Below are 22,843 nucleotides of genomic sequence, written 5' to 3' on the forward strand. Positions count from 1 at the left end.
TCCTCGCAGACGCTCAAGCAGGAATACCTCGATACATACGAGGGAGGTGAATGACATGATAGGCAAGAGCTATGCAAAGATAGCGATTGTTGGCTTTGTACTTTGTCTTGCAATGGTGCTATGTGCATCATTTGCGAGGTATAGGTCCGAGCAGTCGTTCATCGATGGCGCTGAAAATGGGTTTGGCATAGACGGGATGTATGTCAACGATGGCGCGACCAGGCCGTCTATGGCGATTCTTGCAGGCGAAGACATGGAATGGCAAATCTGTAATGACGATGGTTCTTGTATGAGTGGTCGTTTGGCCGCAACGAGCGACCCGAATTCGTTCGATCTTCTCGACAATGATGGAGCGGATTGCGGTTCTGTTCACCTTTCATATGCATCGCGAGACGGGATGGACGGCATCCTCTACGTCTCCCACGAAAATGGCAATTTCAAGATGCGCAGGACTAACCGGGTGCCGGCTTTTATCGAGGAGTGAGAGTTCCCGGCGGCCTGCCGATCAGACCGCCGGGGTATTGAACCCCGCATTCATCCGTACACACACGGATGAATGCGGGAAGTGTCCGGATGAAGTTGATAATCAAGGAAACAAAGCCGTTCTGCCTGGGACGGCATTGGCTTGGACTTTAACTACAACATCGCAATCGACACTTATCAGCTCGCGCAACGCGCATGGCCAAATCTCGGACGCTGGTGCATGGAGGACCTTCGAGATTTACTGGACATCCAAAACGACGACGCACACCGCGTGCTCGCCGACTGCGAAGACGAGATGGCTGTCTACAATGCGATCAGAAACGGCGTGAAGTCCGGAGAGCTTTCTGTGGAACCGCCGCACCGTCGCGCGAGCCGACCGGGCAACCCGGGCAATCTGGTCCCGACTCTCCCGGTCGTATTCCTACGATATCGCCCCTAAATCACCAACGTGTCAGATAAAGAATGATGCAATGATTATGATCAAGCATACGGCGGATGCGACGACTGCGCCTTTTTTCCTCTCCTTTAGTCCGACGAATAGGGTTGCCGTAAAGTAAAGGGCGGAAAGGCAGTCTATGGCAAGCAAAACGAGTTCCTTGGGCGGTTTCAGCAAAAGGTCGCTAGCAAAGAGTAATGCAAGCAGGGCAAAGCCGATTGTGGTCAAGTATCTCGATTGATTTTGCGACAGCATGGCAACCTCCTTTTAGAACATGCAAGTGAAAAGTCGGCACGATGTCATTGCGGTTGCAAACAAGCCGCCGCCAGGACCGGTTGTCACGAGACCGGCGATAACTTCAGCGGTGCCAGCAAGGTAGGGATCGCGCAGGCAAGACTCCTCCTTCACGTTCAGCTTGACCTTGTGAGGGACGGTGCGGTTATTTGCAAATCCGTGAGAATCGCACCACGCCTTGGAATATGAATCCGTGCAGCGTCCGCGCTCAAAAAGGGATATATCGTAATTTTCGTCGTAGTTGTCTCCGACGTAGATTTCGCTGCTCTCGGCGGGAGACCCCTCGTCGGCATAGGCTGCCGCAACGGGCACAAATGGTGTCATGACAAGGGAGAGGCAAAGAGCTGCTGAGACGATGGAGAGCAGGCATTTCTTCATGGCTGGCTCCTTAATCTGGCCTTTGATAGTTACTTGATGTCGCCTCCTTCCGCTTTATATCCGTTGTATTTGGCGTATTTCTTTAATAAGGCAAGAGGTTCTTCCTCTCCTTCGGATAAGCCGATGATGTTTCCTTGATCATCCAGTATGAATATGGACGGAATATGCTCAAGTTCATATTGGTCATACACGGTCTTATCTTAATCTATGTATATGGGAAAGTCTCCTTCATGGACCGAGGCTTCTTCAATTGTGCTGTCCTCGGAAACAGTGAAAAGGTTCTTCCTTAAGGCTGCGAAATTATCAAGTTGTTGCATATCTTCTATGAGAGATTCGCAGTGCTGACACCACGATGCCCAGAACATCAAGATATTTTCCTCATTAGGTTTTAGCTTGTTAAAATAATTCACGTTTCGGCCGAGGCTGAAATTTTGGCCCATTTTAATGGAAAAAGATGAGGGATAAGCATCGTGTTGCGGTTTGATATTGACGGCGATTAAGGCGGCGAAACACGTCAGAGTCGCCAGAGTCAGTAAAGCGATAACGCATTTTCTCGGTTTCCAGCTCATGACAGATCCCTCTCTCATGGTGAAACGCATACGTTTTGAAACGGGATACCGCTTCGATTCGTTCCGGACGCGGATGTGGACGTAACTGGTCTCGGTGCCAAGTGCGATTTCAGTGCTGTATATGACTTAACGGGAATGTCCGAGCAGTGTCGGAGTCTCCATCTGGATTGTTCCGACTGGAACATCAGCCCGAATACACTGCATAGCGACTCCAACAAGAACGTCCCCGGCGTAATCCTTTCCAAGGCCCGCGACGGCTATCTTCTTCCTCCTTTTCGAGAGGTTCGCAATCTTCATGCCGGCCTCTCTTGCCTTCTCGCCCGAATCCCCGTAGCCCTGCTCGGCCAGCCTCTCGAGGCTCTCCTTGGCGGCTTCAGCTTCCTTCCTGTTGTCCTTCTCGAGTATCGCGACGCTCGTCTTGTAGACCCTGTCCCTTCTGGATTCATCCAGGAACGCGGCATCTTCCAGATCCGCCATTTTCTCGCGCACGGCGCCGCAGTTCCAGCAGGTACCGCGCTTGAGGTTCACCGCACCGCAGCCGCACTGCCACCACCCGTCGTGTTCGGAATGGACGCCCGCGCATTTGAAGGTATCGGCCCCCATCTCGGAGAGCAGGACATCGCGTTCCGACTCCTCGACCCCGTTGAGTGCGAGTGGCGCGGGGCTATCGATGTCGATCGGGTCGCCGAAGGAGGTCTCGCCGTCCGCTCGGGTCACAACGGCACGCGAGCCGGTGATAACAGACAGCTTGATTCTCGCCGCCTTGGGCCTGAGCACCTCGCCGGCGGGCAGGTCGGCATCTAGGAGCGAGAAGTCGACGGTCTCCGTCTCCCCTCCCTCGCCCTCGAGCCCGACAGTGAACTCTATGCGGCTGATGGGTTTCGTCGATACGTTGACGATCTTTGTTTGGAGGAAGCAGGCTCCCGTCTCGGTGTCTCTGGAGACTTGGATGGCTAACATCCTGACAGGGCAAAGCTCCTGCCAGGAGGGGTTGGCGTCGCGGTAGGCTATCTTGTATTTCGACATTACTACACCTCGGGCAGGGCGTCTTCGTCCCTTTGTGCGCTGGGCGCCGGTGCCGCTCGGTCGGGCGGAGCTCAGACGATCAGGCCGACCATGAGCGCGGTGCCGAAAAGGCCGATGAACCAGAGGATTCCCGCGCCATTGGTGTAATGCCCCTTGGCCCTGGCAATCTTAACGAGCTCCGCTACGCTGCAGATGTTGGCGGCGATCGCCAAGAGAGGCAGGAAGAAGATTATCAGCTCCAGGCTTCTCATTTTTGGTCCCTTCTTCTCGACCGCCCGCCTCGACACCGGCGGTCCTCCGTAACTTCCGGTAACACCAATTCTGCTGTCCTCACCTGCGGATTTGTTGAGCAACAAATTCGATTGTGTGAGCGGTCGGTTAATCTGCGCAGACGTTGGGCTAATTACTCTTTGCCGCTGCGGCAAGTCCAGCGCAACCTTTTGGAATAGTCCTACGCTCAAGCCGTTTCTATTCACCCTGAGCGAAGGGAGTCGCATATGCATGCAGCGGCAATTAACCTTCGGGGGGGGGGGTATCTCCTAGAGGTATCCGCCTTCGTGGACAATCTATCATCGAGTACGTCCTGATTATCGCGGTCATCGGCCTGGTGATCGTGTTCGCGGGACCCAGCGTGGCCGGGGCCATCCGAAACCAGTTCAACCTGGTCGGCAACACGGTGAACAGCGGGGCGACCGGTGGCGTCGAGGACGGTGGAACATCCGGTGGCGGCTCCACAGGGGCCGATTCCGCGACCGTCCAGGCGGCCATCGCCAAGGACGCGAAGGACTGGATGCTCGGTGAGCAGAAGGCCGTGGCAGAGGACATCGCCACGAAGGGCAAGGCGTCTCCCGCCTACGCCAAGGCGAAGGCCGCCATGGATGCCGGCACCAAGTTCACGATGAAGCTCACCGATGGGAAGACGCTCGAATACCGCATCATCGGCATCAACCATGACGATTTGGCCGACGGCTCGGGCTAGGCGGGGCTGACGTTCCTCACCACCTCGACGGGTATTTCGCCCCGCATGAACGCCACCGACACCAACGCCGGTGGCTGGGAGAAGTCGGAGCTCCGTGCGAAGATGAACTCCGGCGAGATCTGGAGCCTCATGCCGCCCGATTTCCAGTCCAAGGTGAAGACCGTCAGGAAGCTCACGAACAACGTCGGCGGAATCGATAAGAACGCCGCCGTAACCGCGACCTCGGACAGGCTGTTCCTTCTCAGCTACTCCGAGATCGCGCCCTGCACCTCCCATTGGACCTCCGATTTCACTTCCCTTTGGGCCTCTGACTACCCCTGGAGTTCCTCCGAGGGTAGCCAGTACGAGGCCTTCAAGGGCAAGGTGACGAATAACGATAATCCCAACTCTGCCATTGCCATTAGCAGCTTATGGTGGGAGCGTTCGGTGTTACCGAAACTTTCTGCGTACTTCCTCGACGTCACCGGTACTGGCAGGCCGTCGCGTGGCGACGACGCGAGCGCTTCGCTTTGCGTCTGCCCCGCTTGGTGCTTCTAGCCTGTCTTCTAGCTTGTCTAGCGAAAAGCCTGCGCAACTTCGCGCGGGCTTTTCTTTTGGCGGTTACTCGAACGGTCTGATGTTCGTGGCACAGGTAGTCGGGTTGAGGGGAAATGGGGTTACACAGCGGCTCTCAGAGCGCCCGCCGCACTCCCCCGCCATTACCCTGCGGCGTCCTCGTATAGAGCCCATCCTGCTTGGCGTTTCGTTGCAACAGCCCACTTGTCCACCGATCAAGTGAACTACTGGAATAAATACAGCGACACGCTTGTCCGTTATAGTCGCTATATCTGTGTTAATCGCCGCGATAAATACAGCCTGTACTCGGCTGCATACCAGCTACGCGTATGTAGATTCATATCGCGTTAATAAATCGGCTCAAGCGTGTGCAAAACGCGCAAGTAGCCGCAAAAAGCGAGTATCGCGCAGGTAGATTTTTGACACCCTGTTGCTTACTTAAAATTAAGCAATTGCTTAAAACAAAAAAGGTCAGGCACTAGGTGCCTGACCTGCAAACTTCTGGTCGGGACGACTGGATTCGAACCAGCGACCCCTTGACCCCCAGTCAAGTGCGCTACCAAGCTGCGCCACGTCCCGAAGCTTTTGTTTGTTGCTCTGCTCTCGCTCGCAACAGGGAGTATATTAACCCGAAACTTTAGACTTGTGCAAGAACTTTTTTACAAATTTTGAAGCAAGTCCAAAATTGTATCTGCGAGCTGGGGTTTTGTTAGAACGGGAAGTTCTTGCGTACCCGTTGTGCTCACAATCCAGGCCTTGTTGGTATCGGTTCCAAAGCCCGAATCGGCGCGTGAGACATCGTTGGCGATAATGGCATCGCAACCCTTGCGGTCGAGCTTTCGCTGTGCGTACTCCACGACGTTATCGGTCTCGGCTGCAAATCCGATTACACAGCGCTCGCCTTTCTGGCGCGAGAGCTCAGCCAAAATATCGACCGTTTCGACAAGCTCGATGCGATCCAGGCGCTCGTTGGCCTTTTTGAGTTTATGGTCCGCCGGGGCCGCCGGCGTGTAGTCGGCGACGGCGGCGGCGCAAATGGCCGCGTCGGCCGTCTGGAAGGCGCTCAGCGCTGCCTTGAGCATTTCTGAGGCGGTCTGTACGTGCACGCACTCCACACCGCGGGGAACATCGAGCGATGTCGGTCCCAGCACGAGCGTGACGGCGGCACCGCGACGTGCGGCCTCCCCCGCCAGGGCGATGCCCATCTTGCCCGAAGAACGGTTGCCAATGAATCGCACCGGGTCGATCGGCTCGTGCGTGGGGCCGGCGGTGATGACGATGCGCTTGCCCGTCAGGTCTTGCGGCACGGGGTTGAGCACCTCACAGACAGCCTCGACGATGTCCTCGGGCTCGCTCATGCGGCCCGTGTCCACGTCGCCGCACGCAAGGTAGCCGCTGCCGGGTCCCACCACGTGAACGCCGCGGTCGCGCAACGTGGCCATGTTGGCCTGTGTGGCCGGTGCCTTCCACATGCCATTGTTCATGGCCGGTGCGATCACGATGGGGCGCGGCGTGGCAAGCAGCGTGGTGGAGATGAGGTCGTCGGCGATGCCGTTGGCCATCTTGGCGATGATATTGGCCGTCGCAGGCGCCACGACCACCAGATCGGGCTCCTGCGCAAGCGAGATATGGTGGATGGGGTCAGACGGGTCGTCGAATAGCCCAACCGCGACCGGCTCATTGGTGAGCGCGCGGAACGTGAGCGGGCCCACGAACTCCGTGGCATGCTCGCTCATAACGACTTTGACACGTGCGCCGCGCTTTTGCAGCAGGCGCACGATATTGCACGACTTATAGGCGGCGATCCCGCCGGTAATGCCCAGCAGGATCGTTTTTCCCTCAAGTTGCATTGAATTGTTGGATGCCGCCGTCATCGCTAGGCTTCCTTGCTCGGGAGCACCAGGAGGCGGTGGCAGTACGGACAGTGCGTAATCTCGCTACCGTCGTGGTTGAGGTCGCTCATGGACGAAGCCTGCAGCGCGGTGTGGCAGACCGTAGGGATGTTACCCTGGATGGTCTCAACAGCCAGGCCGCGGAACTGCTTGAGCAGGCGCTCGTAGTCGGTGAGCACGTCGGTCGGCAGCGTAGCGGCAAGGGCGGTGCGCTCCTTGGTGGCGGCGTCAATCTGGGCCTGCAGGTCGGCGGCCTTGGCGCGGGCGGCCTTGGTATCGGCCTTCACGCCCTCCTCGAATTTGGCGATGATGGCCTGCGCGCGAGTCTCGCGGTCGAGCGCCTCCTTATGGGCGACAACGACGTCCTTGCGAGTGTGCTCGATCTTGTCCAGGCGCTTGGCCAGGGTGGAAAGCTCGTTCTCCAGGTCCTGCACCTCGCGGTAGTCGGAACCGTCGACGTGACGCTTCTTGGCGGCCTCGATGGCGTTATTGGTCTGGATCTCGGTAGTGTTGAGATCGTCGAGCTCAATGTCCAGATCCTTGCGTTGGGCGTAGAGCTTGGTCATCTCGGACTTGAGCTTCACATAGGTCTTGCGCTTGGAAGCGAGCTCCTTGAGCTTCGGCATATTGGCAAGTTCGCTCTTGTTGCGGGCGAGCTCCAAATCGATCTGTTGCAGCTTGAGTAGCGTAGCGCCGGCGCTCATAAGTTCTCTCCTTTTGTCACAGTCCACCATTGGCAAGGGTTCAGTATTTTAATCGCATGACGGGGGTCGACCCCGGCGTCAAGTGCAGAGTTCATCAAGATATCCACGAACGGCTCTTCGGAGCGGTCGTGGCCGAGCAGAATCACGCTCAGGCCACGCAAGGCAAGGTCCTGCGCCACGTGGTATCCCGCCTCGCCCGTCACGATAACATCTGCGTTGGCAGCGATGGCAAGCTCTCCAAAGTCGCCCAGGGAGCCGCCCAATAAGGCGACGGTGCGGCACGGGTGCTCGGCCTCGCCCCACACGCGCGGGTCGCTGCCAAACGCCGTGGCAGCACGGGTGGCAAGATGGCGCAGCGTGCACGGGTCGTTGAGCGTTGCAAGCACGCCCAGGCCGGTGGCCTCGGGGTCGTCCACGTGCTCCAGTGAGCTTACGTGCTTTGCGCCTAGCAAATCGCTCAGGCGAACGCGCGCTTCGTGCGAGCGGTCCAGGTTGGTGTGAAGCGAGATGATGCTCACGCCGCAACGAGCTGCCTCGTACAGCGCGGCGCTACACTGGGGACGCGCGGAATCAGCCGGACAAAAGGCCTCGGGCGCCTTGATATAGATGGGATGATGCGTCAGCAGCACGTTGGCGCCGGACTCAAGGGCGCGGTGCACGTTGGCCTCGGTCGCGTCGAGTGCGCAGGCAACACCGGTGATCTCGGCAGCAGGATCTCCCACAGATAGCCCAACATGATCCCAGCCCTCGGCGTCCGTCTTGGGATAGCGTGCCAGTAGGGCGCGCTCGAGCTCGGCGACGATCATACGGCACCTACGATCGAGAGCAGCGTCTGGGCAAAGTCGTCCAGGTCGTCTGGATTCACGCGATCATCGAAGGAGATGCGCAAGGCACCCAGCGCCTGTTCGCGGCCGATGCCCATCGCGCTGAGCACGTGGCTCGGGTCCATGCTGCCACTCGAGCATGCCGAGCCTGCCGACACCTCAAAGCCGGCGGCGTCGAGCTTGATGATGAGTTCCTCGGAGTCCATGCCGTCAATGTAGATCGATACCATGCCGGGCAGACGGTCGGCTTGCGCGTAGTCACCCATGGTGGCGTGAATGCGCTGGTGGGCCGTAAGCGTGGCGTAGAGCTTGTCGGAAAGGGCTTGCAGCTTCGCGCGCTCCTGAGCCACATGGGGCGTCAGAGACGAGGCGGCAGCGGCAAAGGCGATCTGCGTGCGCAGGTCTTGCGTGCCGGCACGACGTCCGGCTTCCTGTCCGCCGCCAAAGATGCGCGGGCGCAGCGGCGTGCGGTTCTTAAGGTAGAGCGCGCCGGATGCCACGGGGCCACCGATCTTGTGCGCGGCAACGGTCATGGCGTCAACTCCCAGCTCGGTGACATCGAGCGGAATATGCAGATACCCCTGGATGGCATCGGTGTGGAACGGGGCGCCAACGGTATGCGCGGCCGCGGCAAGCTCGCGGATGGGCTGCACCACGCCGGTCTCGTTGTTGGCAACCATGATGCTCACGAGCGCCACGTCGTCGCCTAGTAGCTCGACAAGCGCGGCAGGCTCAATGTAGCCCGCGCGGCAGGGCTGCACCAGGTCGACGGAAAAGCCGGCGGCACGCAGCAATGGCAGGTTGTCCAGAATCGAATCGTGCTCGATGGCAGATACGATCACGCGGTTGCGTTTACGGTCGCGCTGACGGGCGCCCTCGGCAAGACCGAGGAGCGCAAGTTGGTTTGCCTCGGTACCGCCGTTGGTCAAGATGATCTCGGACGGACGGACGCGCGCGCCAAAGCTGCGGGCAATCTCGCGACGCGCGACTTCAAGGCGCGCAGCGGCCTTGCGGCCGAGCGAATGCAGCGAGTTGGGGTTGACGCCGGCAAGCTCGCTGTCGTCGTACTCGCGCTGCGCAAGGAGCGCCTCGGCGCGCATGGGCGTCGAGGCGGCATAGTCAAGATTCACGGGTATGCGGTTTTGACCTGCGGTCATAAGGGTTTATGCCTCCTGTGCGGCCTCGTTGCCCAGCTTCTGCAGCAGCGCAACCTCGGCAGCGGGATCTTCGGACTTAAATACGGCAGAACCGGCCACGAGCACGTTGGCGCCGGCCTTGACGACCTCGACAATGTTCTTGGAAGAAATGCCACCGTCGACCTCGATGAGGGGCGAAACGCCGTGACGCTCGCACATGGCCCTGAGCTCGTGGAGCTTAGCGATGGTGCCCGGGATAAAGCTCTGACCGCCAAAGCCCGGGTTCACGCTCATGAGCAGCACCATATCGACGACATCAATGATGCTCTCGAGTACGCACACGGGGGTGGCGGGGTTGAGCACCACGCCGGCCTTGACGCCGCGCTGCTGCAGATGCGTGAGCGTGCGGTGCAGGTGTGTGGAGGCCTCGTAGTGCACGGTGATCATATCGGCACCAGCGTCGGCATACCAATCGACGGTCTCGTCGGGGTTCGACACCATGAGGTGAGCGTCGACCGGCACGTCGGTGGAGCGCTTGACGGCCTTGAGGATATCAACGCCAAAGGTGAGGTTGCCGGTAAAGTGACCGTCCATGACGTCGAAGTGCACGTAGTCGGCACCGGCGATCTTATCGAGTTCGCCCTTAAGGTTGGCCATGTCGGCCGAAAGGACGGACGGAGCGATTTTAATGGAACCCATGGTAGTAGCCTTTCTGCGCTAGTCGGTGAGTCCGTAGAACTCCTGCGATGGGACGCGGTCGGTGAGAATTTCGAGCGCCCTATCCAAAGTAACACCGTTGTAGAGCGTTTGCTCCACGGCAAAGGTGAGCGGAATATCTACGCCCAGTGAACGGGCGAGCTCGCTGACGCTGCGGGCCGCGACGGCGCCCTCGACCACCATATGCGTGCGCGCCTGGTACTCGTCGAGCGACACGCCGTGGGCAAACTCGTAGCCAAAGGTGCGGTTGCGCGAATGCTCCGAGGTGCAGGTGGCGATGAGGTCACCCATGCCGGCAAGCCCCATGCAGGTCATGGCCTGGCCGCCGCGGGCGTGCACCAGGCGGCTGATTTCGGCCAGACCGCGCGTCATGATGAGGGCGAGCGTGTTATCGCCCGCGCCCGAGCCGGCGGAGATGCCGCACACGATGGCGATGACGTTTTTCATGGCGCCGCAGACCTCGACGCCCGTCATATCCTGCGACAGGTAGATGCGGAAGGCCGTGGAAAGCAGCAGCTCCTTAAAGGTCTCCCCTACCTGTTGGTCTTTGCTGGCGATGACGGCGGCCGAAAGCCCGCCGCGGCAGATTTCCTCGGCATGGTTGGGGCCCGAGAGCGCCGCCACGCGCGACTCGTTACCGATCTCGCTGGCAATGACCTCGCTCATAAGCAAGCCGGACTCGGGCTCGATGCCCTTGGTGAGGCACAGAACCGGCATCTCGTCCGCGATGAACGGCGCCGCCTGGTAGCAGACGTCGCGCAGGTGCGTCGAAGGCACGGCAAATATGATGGCCTCGGCGCCGTCGAGCGCCTGGGCTAAGTCCGTCGTGGCGACAACGTTTTCCGGCAGCAGGTAGTCCACCAGATAGCGGGGATTACGGTGCTCGCCGTTAATGCCGGCGGCCGTCTGCTCGCTGTGGGCCCACATGGTCACGCGCTCGGCGCGCGCGGCGGCAAGGCCGGCGACGGCGGTTCCCCAGGAGCCGGAGCCAATCAGCGCAACATTCATGACTCTCTCCTACTTATCGTCGGGCTCGGTGACGCGCTTGGTAAACGAGAGCTTGGACTCCTTACCGGCCATGAGCTTTTGGATATTCGAGCGATGGGCCCACACCACGGTGATGCCGATCATCGCCATGCAGAACTTGAGGCCCAGGCTGCTGTACGGAAAGACCGCGCAAGCAGCGATAGGAAGTCCGATGGCCGCGGCAAGCGAACCCACTGACACATACTTGGTGATGGCGACGGCTACGATAAACATGCCCAGCAGCGACAGGCCAATAGGCCAGTACCAGGCGAGGATGACTCCCAAGCCCACGGCGATACCCTTGCCTCCGTGAAAGTTGAGGTAGGGCGAGAAGATGTGCCCCCACACCGCTGCCAGGCAAATGACACCGAGCATCCAGTCGCCGGGGGCTCCGGGCGCCATGATGTTCGGCGGAAATCCATAGCCCACGCTCGCGATGAACGGACGGGCGATGACAACGCAGATGGCGCCCTTAAGGCAGTCGAGCAGCAGCGTGAGCGCGGCCACCTTGGGGCCGGCTACGCGCAGGGCGTTGGTGGTGCCGATGTTGCCGGAGCCCGCCTTGCGAATGTCGGTGTGGTTAAACACGCGGCCCAAGATCAGGCCAAACGGAATCGCTCCGATAAAGAACGAGACCACGGCGCAGATGGCGGTCAGCAGAATCGGATTATGCATCCTTTTGCTCCTTCTTCCTAAAGAAGAGTCGAATGGGCGTGCCAGCAAAATCGAAGGTCGAGCGCATGCGGTTCTCCACGTAGCGCTGGTAGGTGTCGTTGACCAAGTCGCTGTGGTTGACGAAGAACGTAAACGTCGGTGGGTTGACGCCCGTCTGGGTTACGTAGTGCATGCGCAGGCGGCGCTTGCCGTCCACCACGGTGTGGCCAAACTCGCGCAGGTCGGTGAGGAACGTATTGAGGCGCGAGGTGCTGATCTTTTGCGAGCGCGTCTTTTCGGCGGCGTCGACCATCGCCCAGATCTTCTCGACGCTGCGGCCAGTGAGGGCAGAGATGCGCAGGTACTGGGCCCAGGGAGCCATGACGCCCAGACGGCGGTCGATGGTCTCCATGCAGGCCTCGCGCTTACGGTCGTCGTCGAGCAGATCCCACTTGTTGAGCAGCACAACGATGGCGCAGCCGCGCTCGATGGCAAGACCCATGACCTTCTGGTCCTGTTCGGTAACGCCCACGGAGGCGTCGACGACGAGCAGCGCCACGTCGGCGCGGTCGATGGCGCGCAGGCCGCGGACCATGGAGTAGTACTCGATGTTCTCGTACACGGTGCTCTTCTTGCGAATGCCCGCGGTGTCGACCATGCGGTAGTGCTTGCCGTTACGCTCGACGACCGTGTCGATGGCGTCGCGCGTCGTGCCGGCAATGTTGGACACGATAGAACGGTCGGCGCCCAGGATGCGGTTGAACAGCGACGACTTGCCGGCGTTGGGGCGGCCGATGATGGCGACGTTCAGCGCATCGGGGAACTCATCGGCGACCTCGTCTTCTTCCTCGGGAAGCAGGGCCACGATATCGTCGAGCAGGTCGCCCGTGCCGTGGCCATGCAGGGCCGAGAGGGGCGTGGGTTCACCGATGCCGAGCGAATAGAACTCCCAGATGCTGTCGTTCTCGCGTTCGGGGTTGTCGAGCTTGTTTACCAGCAGAAAGACCGGCTTGTCGCAGCGCTTGAGCATGCGAGCGACCGACTCGTCCTCCTCGGTGACGCCGGTGCGGCCGTCGACCACAAACAGGATGACGGCGGCTTCCTCGGCGGCGGCGAGTGCCTGGTCGCGGATGGACGTGGCAAAGACATCGTCGCTCTTGAGCGGCTCGATACCGCCCGTGTCGACGATGGTGAACTCACGACCGTTCCAATCGGCCGTGTGATACGAGCGGTCGCGCGTGACGCCTCGGGACTCGTGGACGATGGCGTCCGAGGTCTGGGCCAGGCGGTTAACGAGCGTGGACTTGCCCACGTTGGGGCGTCCGACGACGGCGACGATAGGTTTCATCTGCTCTCCTTTAATGGGTAGGGTCAGTGGTATTAGTAGAGTCGGCAGGCACAATGCCAAGGATGTGCTCCAGGGTATCGAGCAGCTCATGCGGCATGGTCGACACCACATGAACCTCGGCGCCGCGACTGGTAAGGCTTGCGAGTAAATCGTCACGATGATACTCGTCAAGCGTCATGCCGTCAGCGTTGAACATGAGCTTAGGCACAAAGAGCATAACCCCCGACAGATCTTGGGGCAGCTGCTCCAGAATGTCACACGCGACGATGAGGCCGGTCACGTCCACGTTGCCGCCAAAGTAGCGGTTCTTGATGGCTGTGACGGTGCCGCCGAGACCATGCGGCGACTCCAAAAAGCGTGCCACGGTGTCTCGCGCGCTGGCGCCCGAGAGGCACAGCAGGTGCTGACTGCGGGCGGCGATGGCCTCGCGGACGCGGGCCAGTCGCTCGGCATCGGTAGCCAGCACGTCGTCGGTCTCGTCCAGATACGAGCGGATCATGCCAATGCCGTCGTAGTACTGCGGGTAGCCGTCGTAAAAGTCTGCCTCGGGAGGATCGATTCCGGCGTCCAGATAGAACTCGTCGCTCATCTGGAAGGTGTGGCGGCCAAAGCGTTCGAAGGCACGGTCCTGGAAGGGCCTGATCATGGCAATGGTCTCGCGCGCCAGTTCGGGCTTGTCGCTGTATGACCAGCTAAAGCGGTTTTGGTGTTTGGTAAAACCGAGCGGCACAATGCCCAGGCTTGTGATTTGCTCATGCTCCTCGCAAAAGCGCAGGGTCTTTTCCAGCTCCTCGCCGTCGTTCATGCCGGGGCACAACACGATCTGCGCGTGAATCTCGATGCCGGCGGCCATGATGGTCTCGAGTACGTCCATGCCTCGCTGGGCGTTACGGCCCATCATACGACGGCGGACGTCGGGGCTCACAGCGTGGACCGACACGTTCATGGGACTCATGTTGCGCTGGATGACGTTTTGCACGTCCTCGTCGGTGAGGTTCGTAAGCGTGACAAAGTTGCCTTGCAAAAAGCTTAGGCGATAGTCGTCGTCGCGAATATAGAGCGTGGAGCGGCCGCCCTTGGGGAGCATGGTCATAAAGCAGAACACGCAGGCGTTGACGCAGGTACGCATGCCGTCGAAGATGGGGCCATCGAACTCCAAACCCCAATCCTCGCCGGGAAAGCGGTCGAGCTCGACGGGGGTGACGGTGCCGTCGCGCGGGTCGAATACTTCCAGCTCGACGGTATCATCGTCGGCCTCCCAGAGCCACACGATCATGTCGGTGAGCGCCTCGCCGTTGACCGTGAGCACGCGCATGCCCGGCTCGATACCCACATCCCACGCGGGCGATTCGGGACGCACGTTCTTTATGAGCGCGCCCTCACCCGGCTCGGGGTCGCGGCTGCGCCCGTAATCGGCCACCTCGGCGGCGTATGCGGGTACGGTCTGGTCCATGGTTAGCGGCAAAGCTCCTTGATGCGCGTGACAGCGCGCTCGATGTGTTCTTGCGGGGTGGAGGCTCCGGCGGTGATGCCGATGTGGTGAGCGTCGGTAAACCACGCGGCCTGGAGCTCAGAAGCTTCCTCGATGTGATGCGTGCGCTCGCAGGCGTCTGCGCAAATCTGCGCCAGGCGGCGGGTGTTGCCCGAGTTCTTGCCGCCCACCACGACCATGCAGTCGCAGCGGTTGGCAAGTGTGGCTGCTGCCTGTTGACGCTCACTCGTGGCTGCGCAGATGGTGTTGATCACGCGTAGCTCCTGCACGCGTGGGGTGATGGCAGCAACGACCTCGGCGAGGTTTTGGGCGGTCTGGGTGGTCTGCACGACGAGGCCTACCTTGCCCTTGAGCGACAAAGCGTTGGCGTCGGCGGCACAGCTCACGACCTGCGCATCATTGCCGGCGTGGCCCAGAATGCCCTCGACCTCGGGGTGACCTGGCTCGCCCACGACGATTACGCGGTAGCCTTCGCGCACCAGGCGCTCAGCCGCCACATGGACCTTCTTCACGTAGGGGCAGGTGGCGTCGACCACGTCGAGACCACGCTCGCGTGCGGCATCGATCACCTGCGGCACCACGCCGTGCGCGCGGATGATCACGGTGCCCGCTGCGGCGTCGTTCAAGGTGTCGGCCAGGCCAACGCCTGCCTCAGCAAGCTCGCGCACCACGATGGGGTTATGGATGAGCGGCCCTAGGGTGTGGACCTGAGTGCTCTCCTCTGCCTGCGGCGCGGCGGCTAGCGCCATGTCGAGCGCGCGCTGTACGCCGTAGCAGGTGCCCGCGTGGGCAGCGATCTCGATGGTGGGGACGACCTCCTCAGCGGCGGCCGCAGCGGTATTCATGACGTTCTCACCCATGGCTAGAACCTGCCCGGATGCTCGGCGCACAGTTCGTCGCGCATGGCGTATACGCGGCTCATGGCCTCGGACTCAAACCAAGCCAAGCGCTCCTTGCGCTTGAGCTCGGCCGGTGCATCGGAAAGCGAGACGGCCTTGCCGGCACGAATCCAGCACTTCTTGGGACGCATGAGCCTTTTGCCCGCGGGCGTGATGTCGGACCAGCCGCAGATGGCGAGCGGGTTGACGGGCGCCTTGCCCATCTGAGCGATGAGCGCAAAGCCGCCGTGGACCTCGGGCTTGAGCTCGCGCGAGCGGATGCGCGTGCCCTCGGGGAAGATCAGGACGTCCTCGCCGCGCTGCAGCGCATGCTGGGCGGCGCGCAGGCACTTCATATCGGCAGTGCCGCGTTCCACGGGGATGCCGCCCACGCGGCTAAAGGCCCAGCGTACGATCTTGCTCTTGGCGAACTCGGACTTAAAGATGGGACGGATACGGCGGCCCCCAAAGAACAGCGCCGTCTCCACGGCCAAGAGCTCGGCCATCGAGGTGTGGTTGCAGATGACCACGCTGCCGCGGCCTTCCTGGCGGTCAAACAGCAGGTCAGCGTCCTCGACCTTCCAACGCCACATGAGCTTGGAGAAGGCCCAAAGGATGGCCATGACTACGACGACGGTGCCGCGGATGAGCGCTGGGAACTCTGCGTAGGGGGCGTTGTAATAGTCCTCGGGCGTCTGCTTAAACAGGCGCATGGGCTACCTCCTTTGGTTGATGAGGCCCTCGATAATGCGGACGACCTCGTCGATGGTATGGGCGGTGGAGTCGACGTGCACGGCGTCCTCGGCGGGCACGAGCGGGGCGACCTCGCGGCTGCTATCAAGCTTGTCGCGCTGCTTGAGGGCGTCGAGGGTATCGTCGACTTCGGTCTCGAGCAGCGCGGGCGTGAGCGGCTGAGCATCGTTTTGGTGACGCTGCAGCACGCGGCGGCGGGCGCGCTCGCGCGGGTCGGCGGTCAGGAAGACCTTGACCTGCGCGTTAGGGAACACGACGGTTCCGATGTCGCGACCCTCGGCCACGATATCGCGGTCCTCGGCGGCGCGGCGCTGATGGATGAGCATGGCGGCGCGCACGCCCGGGTAGGCCGAGACTTTGGACACGTTGGCGTCGACCTGCGGGGTGCGGATGGCGGCCGAAGCGTCCTGGCCGTCAATGGTCAGGCGCGTGTCCTCGCCGGTGCCGTTAGTAAAGCGAATCTCGATCTGCTCGGCGAGGGCGTCGATGGCCGCCTCGTCGTCTAGATCGATGCCGCGGTCGAGCGCGGCGAAGGTGACGGCGCGATACATGGCACCCGTGTCGAGCTTGTTAAAGCCAAGCTGGCGGGCGATCTCCTTGGCGATAGTGGACTTGCCGGAACCGGCGGGGCCGTCGATGGCGACGATCATGCAATGCTTCCTTTCGATGGTTGACGTGCTGGTATGGTTCGCGGGCGCTGGGGGCACGGCGGGTTGTCTAGCCCGTGTAGCGCTCGCGGTAGGTGTTGCGCTTGGGTGCGGAGCCGTGGCTGCCGTGGTGACGCGTGCGACTGGCGAGCGTGTCCTGGGGCTTGCCGCCGCCGCGCTTGGCGTCGGCCTGCTTAGGCGGTATGCCGCCGGCCTTGAGGATCTGCACCTCGCGGTCGGTGAGCTCGCGCCACGAGCCCTTGGCCACGCCCTCGAGCTCAAGGCCGGCAAAGTTGCAGCGATGCAGACGGATAACCGGATGGTGAATCTTGCCCAGCATGCGCTTGACCTGGTTCTTGCGGCCCTCGCGAATGATGACCTCCACGGCGGTGGTGCCGGGCTTGACGCCTTGTGGAGCCACGGCCACGGCCTCGCGCGCGTTGATGACGCGGCAGATCGCCGGCTGGCACAGGCCGTCGTCGAGCTCGATGCCACGGCGGAGCGGCGTGAGATCGCGGTCGGTCAGCGTCCCGTCAACGAGCGCCTGGTAGGTCTTGTAGACGTGCTTGCTGGGGTGCAGCAGGTCCTGCGACAGGTCGCCGTCGGTGGTAAAGAGCAAAAGGCCCGTGGTGTCGCGGTCCAGGCGGCCCACCGGGAAAAGTCCCGGAAAGCGGTCGCGGGGGACCAGGTCGGCCACGCAAGGGCGCTCCTGCGGATCACTCATGGTGGTGAGGTAGCCGGTCGGCTTGTAGAGCATCAGGTACACGGCGCCCTGGTTGAGCTTGACGGGCATGCCGTCGACCTCGATATGGTCGCGGTCGACGTCGACCTTGGTGCCCAGTTCGGTCGCGACCTCGCCGTTGACGGTCACGCGGCCGGCGGTCATCAGGTCCTCCGAGCCACGGCGGCTCGCCACGCCCGCGCGCGCCAAAAAGCGCTGCAGGCGCATGGTGTGCGGATAGACGGGCTGGGCGTCGGTGGCGGGTACTGCGTTGCCCATGGCGCGCGTCTCCCCTACTTCGTTAGTCCTCGTCATGTAAATCCTCCGAGGCCTCGTCGACGACCAGGGTCTCCAAGTCCTCGACTGCCTCAACATCTTCAACATCGGTATCGAGCAGCTCGCGCTCTTCGTCCAGGTCATCGGCCTGCTCCTCGAGCGTGGACTGAATGCTGCGGCCGCTCAGGCGCTCGCGGATAAACTGGCGCGACTGCTCGTCGGGGGCAAACTGCTCTAGGTCGGGCAGGTCGCGGGTGGAGCGCAGACCGAACTTTTCCAAGAAGGCGTTGGTCGTGCCGTAGATGATGGCTTGACCGCGCTGGGGGTCGCGGCCGAGCTCGCGCACCAGACCTTTGTCCACGAGTGACGCGATGACGCCGTCGGAGTTGACGCCGCGGATGCCCTTGACCACCTCGCGCGTGACGGGCTGGTGATAGGCGATCACGGCCAAGGTCTCGAGCGCCGCCTGCGACAGCTTTTGCGTGTCCCAGCTCAGCACGTAGGCCTCGACCACGTCGTGGTAGGCGGGATGCGTAAACAGGCGCCAGCCGCCGGCGACCTCGCGCAGCTGAAAGCCGCGGTTGGCCTCCTCGTACTCAACCTTGAGCTCGGCGAGCAGCGACGCGCACTCGCCGGGGGCGATATCCAGCGCACCTGCCAGCGCGGGCGCGCTCACCGGGTCGCTCGACACCAGCAGGAGCGCCTCGAGGGCGCCTTTGAGGCTGTTTGCCTCTAGCGTGGAAAGGGTTGACATGGTTGCCGCTCCTATTCGGTGAGCTCGGGGCCCTCGCCGGGCACGTATGCCTCGGCGCCCTCGACTCGGTTGATGCAGATGGTTCCAAAAATCTCGTCCTGGCTCAGCGTGAGCGAGCCGCGTTTGGCAAGCTCGAGCATAGCCAGGAAGGTGACGACGAGCTGCTCGGTGGTGGCGTCGCCGTCCAGCAGCTCGCGGAAGGTGCAGGTTTGGTGCGCCATGGTAAAGCGGTCGACCGAGGCCACCGTCAGGTCGAGCGGCACGCGATGCGGTGCCACGTGCTCGGCTTCCAGCAGGAAGGTCTGGCGCTTACCGTCCAGGTCGGCGCAGATGACGGCGAGGCCGCGCAGGGTGATGCCGGCCAGATAGTCGGGCATAAGGCCCAAGAACTCGGGGTCGGGGCCGGCCACGCGCGGATGCATGCGGCTTTCGGCCTGCATGCGCGCACCAAGGGCCGCCGCCGCGCCCTTAAACTGCTTGTAGGCGATCAGGCGCTGGATCAGGACCTCGCGCAGGGCATCGCCGTCGAGCGTGCTGAGTTCCTCGAGGTCTTCGTCGTCCTCGTAATCGTCGTCGGTGTTGCGCGGTGCCTCCTGGGGCACCAGCGAGGCGGCCTTAATGTCCAGAAGGGTTGCCGCGACCAGCAAGAAGTCGCTCGCCACGTCTAGGTCCAGCGCCTCGATGCGCTCGGCTTCGGCCAGGTATTGCTCGGCCACCTCGCTAATGGAGATGGCGCCGATATCAACTTTTTGGCGGGTTACCAGCTGCAGAAGCAGGTCGAACGGTCCGCTGTAGACCTGCGTCGACACGCGATACGACATCTTCGACCTCCTTTGACGGCGCCTTCGCGGCGCGGTTTGGGTGCATGTTGCGACCGTTTTGCACGGTCGACCTGTAAGTTTACCCTAGATGCCGGCGATTGCGAAGTCGAGCAGCCGCTCAGCCAGCGGATACACGGTAACGTCGAAATAGCGGCCGATCACATCGATGCCGGTCCACATAGGCAGCAGATACAGCACGATGATGAGTATGGGCATGGCGTATTGCTGCAGATGGTAGTAGTTGGTGAGCGCCTTGCCTTTGAGGAATGGGACGATGATCGACGAGCCATCGAGCGGCGGGATCGGGATGAGGTTGAAGAATGCGAGTGACAGGTTAACCACGATAAACGTGGCGCCGAAGTTCATGATCTGTGACGCCAGGGCAAAGGAGATGCCGGTGTAGAGGTTGCCGTACGCCACGTGCATGAGTGCCGCGGCAAGGCACGCGAGTGCGATGTTCGACGCGGGGCCGGCCGCGCTCACCAGGACCTCGTCGCGCTTGGGGTGCTTGAGGTTGTTGAGGTAGACGGGCACGGGTTTGGCGAAGGCGAACACCGGGCCGCCGGCCGCGAGCATGAGCAGCGGCAGGATGATGGTGCCAAACGGGTCGATATGGTTAAGCGGGTTGAGTGACACGCGGCCGCGCGAACGGGCCGTCTTGTCGCCGAGCGCCCAGGCCGCGGCGGCGTGTGCGCTCTCGTGGATCACGATGCCCACGATGACGGCGACGGCGCTGGCGAGCAGGTTCATGAGGTAGCTGCTGGACATGGCGCTCCTCTAGCGGACGCGACGCGAGGCGCGCGTGAGAAGGTAGTCGATCACAAACAGGATCACGGCGACGATGGCGTAATCCAGGCGGAACACACCGCCAAAGGGCGACGTGATGACGCCGTAGCCGGCGATGGCGCTCGGCAGGGCGCGCGAAAGCTCGACGACAAAGCCCACGATCTGCAGCTTGGCGGTGAGGCCGCTAAAACACAGCAGCACGGTCATCGCGCTCATAAAGATGCCGCAGATGCGACAGGCGATGGCGATGATGCTCATCGCCACGGCAGCGGCCTTACGAGAGTTCACGCGCGGTCTCCTCTTCGATCTGGGTGGAAAGCTCCAGCCATTCGTCCTCGAGCTTGGGCAGCTCTTGTTTAAGGCCGTTATATTCCCCCAGCGCGGCGTTGAACTTGTCTTGATCGGCATAAAGCTCTTCGCTTGCCATCAATTCCATAAGCTCGTCATAGCGGGCACGCTTTTTGTCGAGCTCGGCCTCGATCTTCTTGAGCTGGTTGCGCACGTCCTTGAGCTTTTTGTTGAGCGCAGCGCGGGCCTGGGCCTCGGCGCGCTTTTGCTCCTTGGTCTTTTTACCCTCGGCCGGCTTGGGGGCGGCGGGCGCATCGGACTGGGCCGCGGTGACCTTAGCGGACTTGGTCGCGGCCGGTGCACTCTCCCCCGCCGCCTCGGCGGCGGCGCGGGCTGCGAGGTCCTCGCGCTTGTAGAGATAGTAGTCGTAGTCGCCGTCATAGACCGTGACCTTGCCGTCGCGGATGTCGATGACGCGGTTGGCAACGGCGCGCACCAGGTGCTCGTCGTGGCTGATCAGCACGATGGTGCCAGGGAAGTTTTGCAGGGCGTTCTCGAGCATGTCCACCGAGTCGATGTCTAGGTGGTTGGTGGGCTCGTCCAGGCACAGGAGCGCCTCGGGGGCCACGAGCATCTTGGCCAGGGCCAGACGCGCTTTTTCGCCGCCGGAGAGGACGCGAACCTGCTTCTCGATGGAATCGTTGTCGCTAAACAGGAAGGCGCCCAGTAGGCTGCGCTGCTGTGGCACGGTCCACTTGGGCGTGACGGTGTCGATCTCTTGCAGGACGGTGTTGGACTCGGTCATGCCCTCGAGTGCGTGCTGGGCGTAATAGGCCACGCCCACGTTGGTGCCCAGGTCGCGGGTGCCGGTGGTGGGCGGCTCCAGTCCGGCGATGATCTTCATGAGCGTGGACTTGCCGGCCCCGTTGGGGCCGACGAGCGCCACGTGCTCGCCGCGGTAGAGCTTGAGGTCGATATCGCTGTAGATGTGTTTGTTGCCGTAGGACTTGGAGACGCCCTCCAGGCCCACGACCATATCGCCGGAGCGCGGTGGGTCAGGGAACTTAAAGTCGATGTGCTTGTGGCCCTCGGGTAGGATGACAAGCTCCTTTTTGATCTGCTCGATCTTGCGGATGCGCTCCTGGGCCTGGGCTGCCTTGGTGGGCTTGTAGCGGAACTTGTCGACGAAGACCTGCATGTGGGCGATGTCGCGCTCCTGGGCGGCGCGCTTGGCGCGCATCTGCTCAAGGTTGTCCTCGCGCTGCTTGAGGTAGCTGCTGTAGTTGCCGGTGTAAGTGGTCACGCGACGATTTTCGAGTGCGGCGACGTGGTCGACGCAAGCGTCCATGAAAACGCGGTCGTGGCTGACGATGAGGACGGCGCCGTCATAGTTGGCCATAAAGCCGCGCAGCCACTGGACGCTTTCGAGGTCCAGGTGGTTAGTGGGCTCGTCCAGAAGCAGCAGGTCGGGATGGCGCAGGAAGAGCTTGGCGAGCGCGATGCGCATCTGCCAGCCGCCCGAGAACTCGGAGCACGGGCGCTCAAAGTCGGTGACCTTAAAGCCCAGGCCGGACAGGATTTTGCGGGCGTTGCTCTCGAGCTCGTAGCCGCCCAGGTGCTCAAAGCGGTCCTGGACCTGGCCGTACTCGTTGAGGAGTGCGTCGACGTCCTTGCCCTGCTCGGAGAGCTCGGTGATTTGGGCCTGCAGCTCGTTAGCGCGCTCGCCCATGCGGCGGATTTCCTTGGCGGCGGCCATGACCTCGGCGAGGATGGTGGTGTCCTTTTGTTCCAGATTAGTTTCCTGCTCTAGGTAGCCCACCTGGCAGTCCTTTGCGTACTGGACCTGGCCGGAGTCAGGACTGTCGATGCCCATGATGATTTTGAGCATGGTGGTTTTGCCGGCGCCGTTGGGGCCCACGAGCGCGAAGCGCACGGCGGCATCGCAGACAGCCGACCGAGGGCGCCCGGAAATGAGCAAGCAGGCTATTTGCAAGTGAAAACTAATGCCATGAAAAACAGGCCAGACATATTGCCTGGCCTGTTGAAAAACCTGGTGGGCCCTCCGGGATTCGAACCCAGAACCCAGGGATTATGAGTCCCCTGCGCTAACCGTTGCGCCAAGAGCCCTTATAAAGTGGCGCTTGCAGTTGGGGTGGCAGAACAGCCTCCAACGCTTTGAACCACGATGTGAAATACTACCATGCGCGCGGCACCCGTTCAACGCACGATCTTGTCGACCAGGAGGATCATGGTGCCGCCTTTGACCTTGTGTGCCTATATGAAAAAAGGCCCCAACTTGCGTTGGAGCCTCATTCAATGCTCGGGTGGAGACGAGGGGGATCGAACCCCTGACCTCTTGACTGCCAGTCAAGCGCTCTCCCAGCTGAGCTACGCCCCCGTGCGAAG

Annotated in this window: 28 protein-coding genes and 3 tRNA genes; 4 read left to right on the top strand and 27 right to left on the bottom strand. The window is 61.6% G+C overall.

Going from position 1 to position 22,843, the window contains the following annotated elements:
• Positions 1-55 precede the first annotated feature (55 nt).
• The gene (locus DW024_RS08555) at positions 56-484 is read left to right on the top strand and encodes a hypothetical protein (RefSeq protein WP_117629398.1); all 429 of its coding nucleotides are present in this window, start codon (positions 56-58) and stop codon (positions 482-484) included.
• 141 nt (positions 485-625) lie between these two features.
• Positions 626-922, top strand: coding sequence for a hypothetical protein (locus tag DW024_RS08560; RefSeq protein ID WP_117629397.1), 297 nt, complete (start codon positions 626-628; stop codon positions 920-922).
• Positions 923-934: 12 nt separating this feature from the next.
• Here the strand turns inward: DW024_RS08560 and DW024_RS08565 are convergent, their stop codons facing one another.
• From DW024_RS08565 to DW024_RS10115, 6 genes are all read right to left on the bottom strand, one after another.
• Complete coding sequence (locus DW024_RS08565; protein ID WP_117629396.1) at positions 935-1,174, bottom strand: hypothetical protein; 240 nt, start codon at positions 1,172-1,174, stop codon at positions 935-937.
• A 12-nt stretch (positions 1,175-1,186) separates the two neighbouring features.
• Complete coding sequence (locus tag DW024_RS08570) at positions 1,187-1,591, bottom strand: hypothetical protein (RefSeq protein WP_117629395.1); 405 nt, start codon at positions 1,589-1,591, stop codon at positions 1,187-1,189.
• 29 nt (positions 1,592-1,620) lie between these two features.
• A complete protein-coding gene (locus tag DW024_RS10110; RefSeq protein WP_158571959.1) occupies positions 1,621-1,782 on the bottom strand; it encodes a hypothetical protein in 162 nt (53 codons plus the stop codon).
• Between the two features lie 9 nt (positions 1,783-1,791).
• Entirely contained in the window at positions 1,792-2,160 is a 369-nt protein-coding gene (locus DW024_RS08575) for a hypothetical protein (protein WP_117629394.1), read from the bottom strand.
• Between the two features lie 126 nt (positions 2,161-2,286).
• Positions 2,287-3,186, bottom strand: coding sequence for a hypothetical protein (locus DW024_RS08580; protein WP_118377482.1), 900 nt, complete (start codon positions 3,184-3,186; stop codon positions 2,287-2,289).
• Positions 3,187-3,257: 71 nt separating this feature from the next.
• Complete coding sequence (locus tag DW024_RS10115; protein ID WP_118377483.1) at positions 3,258-3,437, bottom strand: hypothetical protein; 180 nt, start codon at positions 3,435-3,437, stop codon at positions 3,258-3,260.
• Positions 3,438-3,817: 380 nt separating this feature from the next.
• Between DW024_RS10115 and DW024_RS08590 the strand changes: the two genes are divergently transcribed.
• Together DW024_RS08590 and DW024_RS08595 are read left to right on the top strand one after the other, a co-directional pair.
• Positions 3,818-4,165, top strand: a complete 348-nt coding sequence (locus tag DW024_RS08590) for a hypothetical protein (RefSeq protein WP_147352075.1) — start codon at positions 3,818-3,820, stop codon at positions 4,163-4,165.
• A 6-nt stretch (positions 4,166-4,171) separates the two neighbouring features.
• Positions 4,172-4,702, top strand: coding sequence for a DUF6273 domain-containing protein (locus tag DW024_RS08595; protein ID WP_255413151.1), 531 nt, complete (start codon positions 4,172-4,174; stop codon positions 4,700-4,702).
• Positions 4,703-5,222: 520 nt separating this feature from the next.
• Here DW024_RS08595 and DW024_RS08600 read toward each other — a convergent pair.
• The 21 genes from DW024_RS08600 to DW024_RS08700 form a co-directional block, all read right to left on the bottom strand.
• Positions 5,223-5,299 (bottom strand) — tRNA-Pro (locus DW024_RS08600).
• Positions 5,300-5,379: 80 nt separating this feature from the next.
• Entirely contained in the window at positions 5,380-6,594 is a 1,215-nt protein-coding gene (gene coaBC / locus DW024_RS08605; protein ID WP_233541364.1) for a bifunctional phosphopantothenoylcysteine decarboxylase/phosphopantothenate--cysteine ligase CoaBC, read from the bottom strand.
• A 2-nt stretch (positions 6,595-6,596) separates the two neighbouring features.
• Positions 6,597-7,316, bottom strand: coding sequence for a zinc ribbon domain-containing protein (locus DW024_RS08610; protein ID WP_118377485.1), 720 nt, complete (start codon positions 7,314-7,316; stop codon positions 6,597-6,599).
• Positions 7,313-8,122: a Nif3-like dinuclear metal center hexameric protein gene (locus DW024_RS08615; RefSeq protein ID WP_118377486.1), complete on the bottom strand. Its 810-nt coding sequence runs from the start codon at positions 8,120-8,122 to the stop codon at positions 7,313-7,315. The genes DW024_RS08610 and DW024_RS08615 overlap by 4 nt, the downstream gene beginning before the upstream one ends.
• Entirely contained in the window at positions 8,119-9,297 is a 1,179-nt protein-coding gene (locus tag DW024_RS08620) for a cysteine desulfurase family protein (RefSeq protein ID WP_118377487.1), read from the bottom strand. The genes DW024_RS08615 and DW024_RS08620 overlap by 4 nt, the downstream gene beginning before the upstream one ends.
• 6 nt (positions 9,298-9,303) lie before the next feature.
• Positions 9,304-9,975, bottom strand: a complete 672-nt coding sequence (rpe, locus tag DW024_RS08625) for a ribulose-phosphate 3-epimerase (RefSeq protein WP_117648520.1) — start codon at positions 9,973-9,975, stop codon at positions 9,304-9,306.
• Between the two features lie 18 nt (positions 9,976-9,993).
• Complete coding sequence (locus DW024_RS08630) at positions 9,994-11,001, bottom strand: NAD(P)H-dependent glycerol-3-phosphate dehydrogenase (protein WP_118377488.1); 1,008 nt, start codon at positions 10,999-11,001, stop codon at positions 9,994-9,996.
• 9 nt (positions 11,002-11,010) lie between these two features.
• On the bottom strand, positions 11,011-11,694 hold the full coding sequence (gene plsY, locus DW024_RS08635) for a glycerol-3-phosphate 1-O-acyltransferase PlsY (RefSeq protein ID WP_055250144.1): 684 nt from the start codon (positions 11,692-11,694) through the stop codon (positions 11,011-11,013).
• Positions 11,687-13,021, bottom strand: coding sequence for a ribosome biogenesis GTPase Der (gene der, locus DW024_RS08640; protein WP_118328544.1), 1,335 nt, complete (start codon positions 13,019-13,021; stop codon positions 11,687-11,689). Before der ends, plsY begins: the two co-directional genes overlap by 8 nt.
• A gap of 10 nt (positions 13,022-13,031) precedes the next feature.
• Positions 13,032-14,474: a DUF512 domain-containing protein gene (locus DW024_RS08645; protein WP_118377489.1), complete on the bottom strand. Its 1,443-nt coding sequence runs from the start codon at positions 14,472-14,474 to the stop codon at positions 13,032-13,034.
• A 2-nt stretch (positions 14,475-14,476) separates the two neighbouring features.
• A complete protein-coding gene (locus tag DW024_RS08650; protein ID WP_118377490.1) occupies positions 14,477-15,373 on the bottom strand; it encodes a 4-hydroxy-3-methylbut-2-enyl diphosphate reductase in 897 nt (298 codons plus the stop codon).
• Between the two features lie 2 nt (positions 15,374-15,375).
• Positions 15,376-16,104 carry a lysophospholipid acyltransferase family protein gene (locus tag DW024_RS08655; RefSeq protein WP_118377491.1) on the bottom strand — a complete coding sequence of 243 codons (729 nt, stop codon included), beginning with the start codon at positions 16,102-16,104 and terminating at the stop codon, positions 15,376-15,378.
• 3 nt (positions 16,105-16,107) lie between these two features.
• Complete coding sequence (gene cmk / locus DW024_RS08660; RefSeq protein ID WP_118377492.1) at positions 16,108-16,794, bottom strand: (d)CMP kinase; 687 nt, start codon at positions 16,792-16,794, stop codon at positions 16,108-16,110.
• A 67-nt stretch (positions 16,795-16,861) separates the two neighbouring features.
• Positions 16,862-17,827, bottom strand: a complete 966-nt coding sequence (locus DW024_RS08665) for a pseudouridine synthase (RefSeq protein WP_369834742.1) — start codon at positions 17,825-17,827, stop codon at positions 16,862-16,864.
• A complete protein-coding gene (gene scpB / locus DW024_RS08670) occupies positions 17,814-18,542 on the bottom strand; it encodes an SMC-Scp complex subunit ScpB (RefSeq protein ID WP_118377494.1) in 729 nt (242 codons plus the stop codon). Before scpB ends, DW024_RS08665 begins: the two co-directional genes overlap by 14 nt.
• 11 nt (positions 18,543-18,553) lie before the next feature.
• The gene (locus DW024_RS08675) at positions 18,554-19,363 is read right to left on the bottom strand and encodes a ScpA family protein (protein ID WP_118377495.1); all 810 of its coding nucleotides are present in this window, start codon (positions 19,361-19,363) and stop codon (positions 18,554-18,556) included.
• 84 nt (positions 19,364-19,447) lie between these two features.
• Positions 19,448-20,131 (bottom strand): site-2 protease family protein, encoded by a 684-nt coding sequence (locus DW024_RS08680; protein ID WP_118377496.1) that lies wholly within the window; start codon positions 20,129-20,131, stop codon positions 19,448-19,450.
• Between the two features lie 9 nt (positions 20,132-20,140).
• Positions 20,141-20,437 carry a hypothetical protein gene (locus tag DW024_RS08685; protein WP_168170409.1) on the bottom strand — a complete coding sequence of 99 codons (297 nt, stop codon included), beginning with the start codon at positions 20,435-20,437 and terminating at the stop codon, positions 20,141-20,143.
• A complete protein-coding gene (locus tag DW024_RS08690) occupies positions 20,424-22,325 on the bottom strand; it encodes an ABC-F family ATP-binding cassette domain-containing protein (RefSeq protein WP_233541365.1) in 1,902 nt (633 codons plus the stop codon). Before DW024_RS08690 ends, DW024_RS08685 begins: the two co-directional genes overlap by 14 nt.
• A gap of 163 nt (positions 22,326-22,488) precedes the next feature.
• Positions 22,489-22,564: transfer RNA gene (locus DW024_RS08695), tRNA-Ile, on the bottom strand.
• A 198-nt stretch (positions 22,565-22,762) separates the two neighbouring features.
• Positions 22,763-22,835, bottom strand: a tRNA-Ala gene (locus DW024_RS08700).
• Between the last annotated feature and the right edge of the window lie 8 nt (positions 22,836-22,843).

This window comes from Collinsella sp. AF37-9 (genome assembly GCF_003475115.1).
Lineage (GTDB): Bacteria > Actinomycetota > Coriobacteriia > Coriobacteriales > Coriobacteriaceae > Collinsella.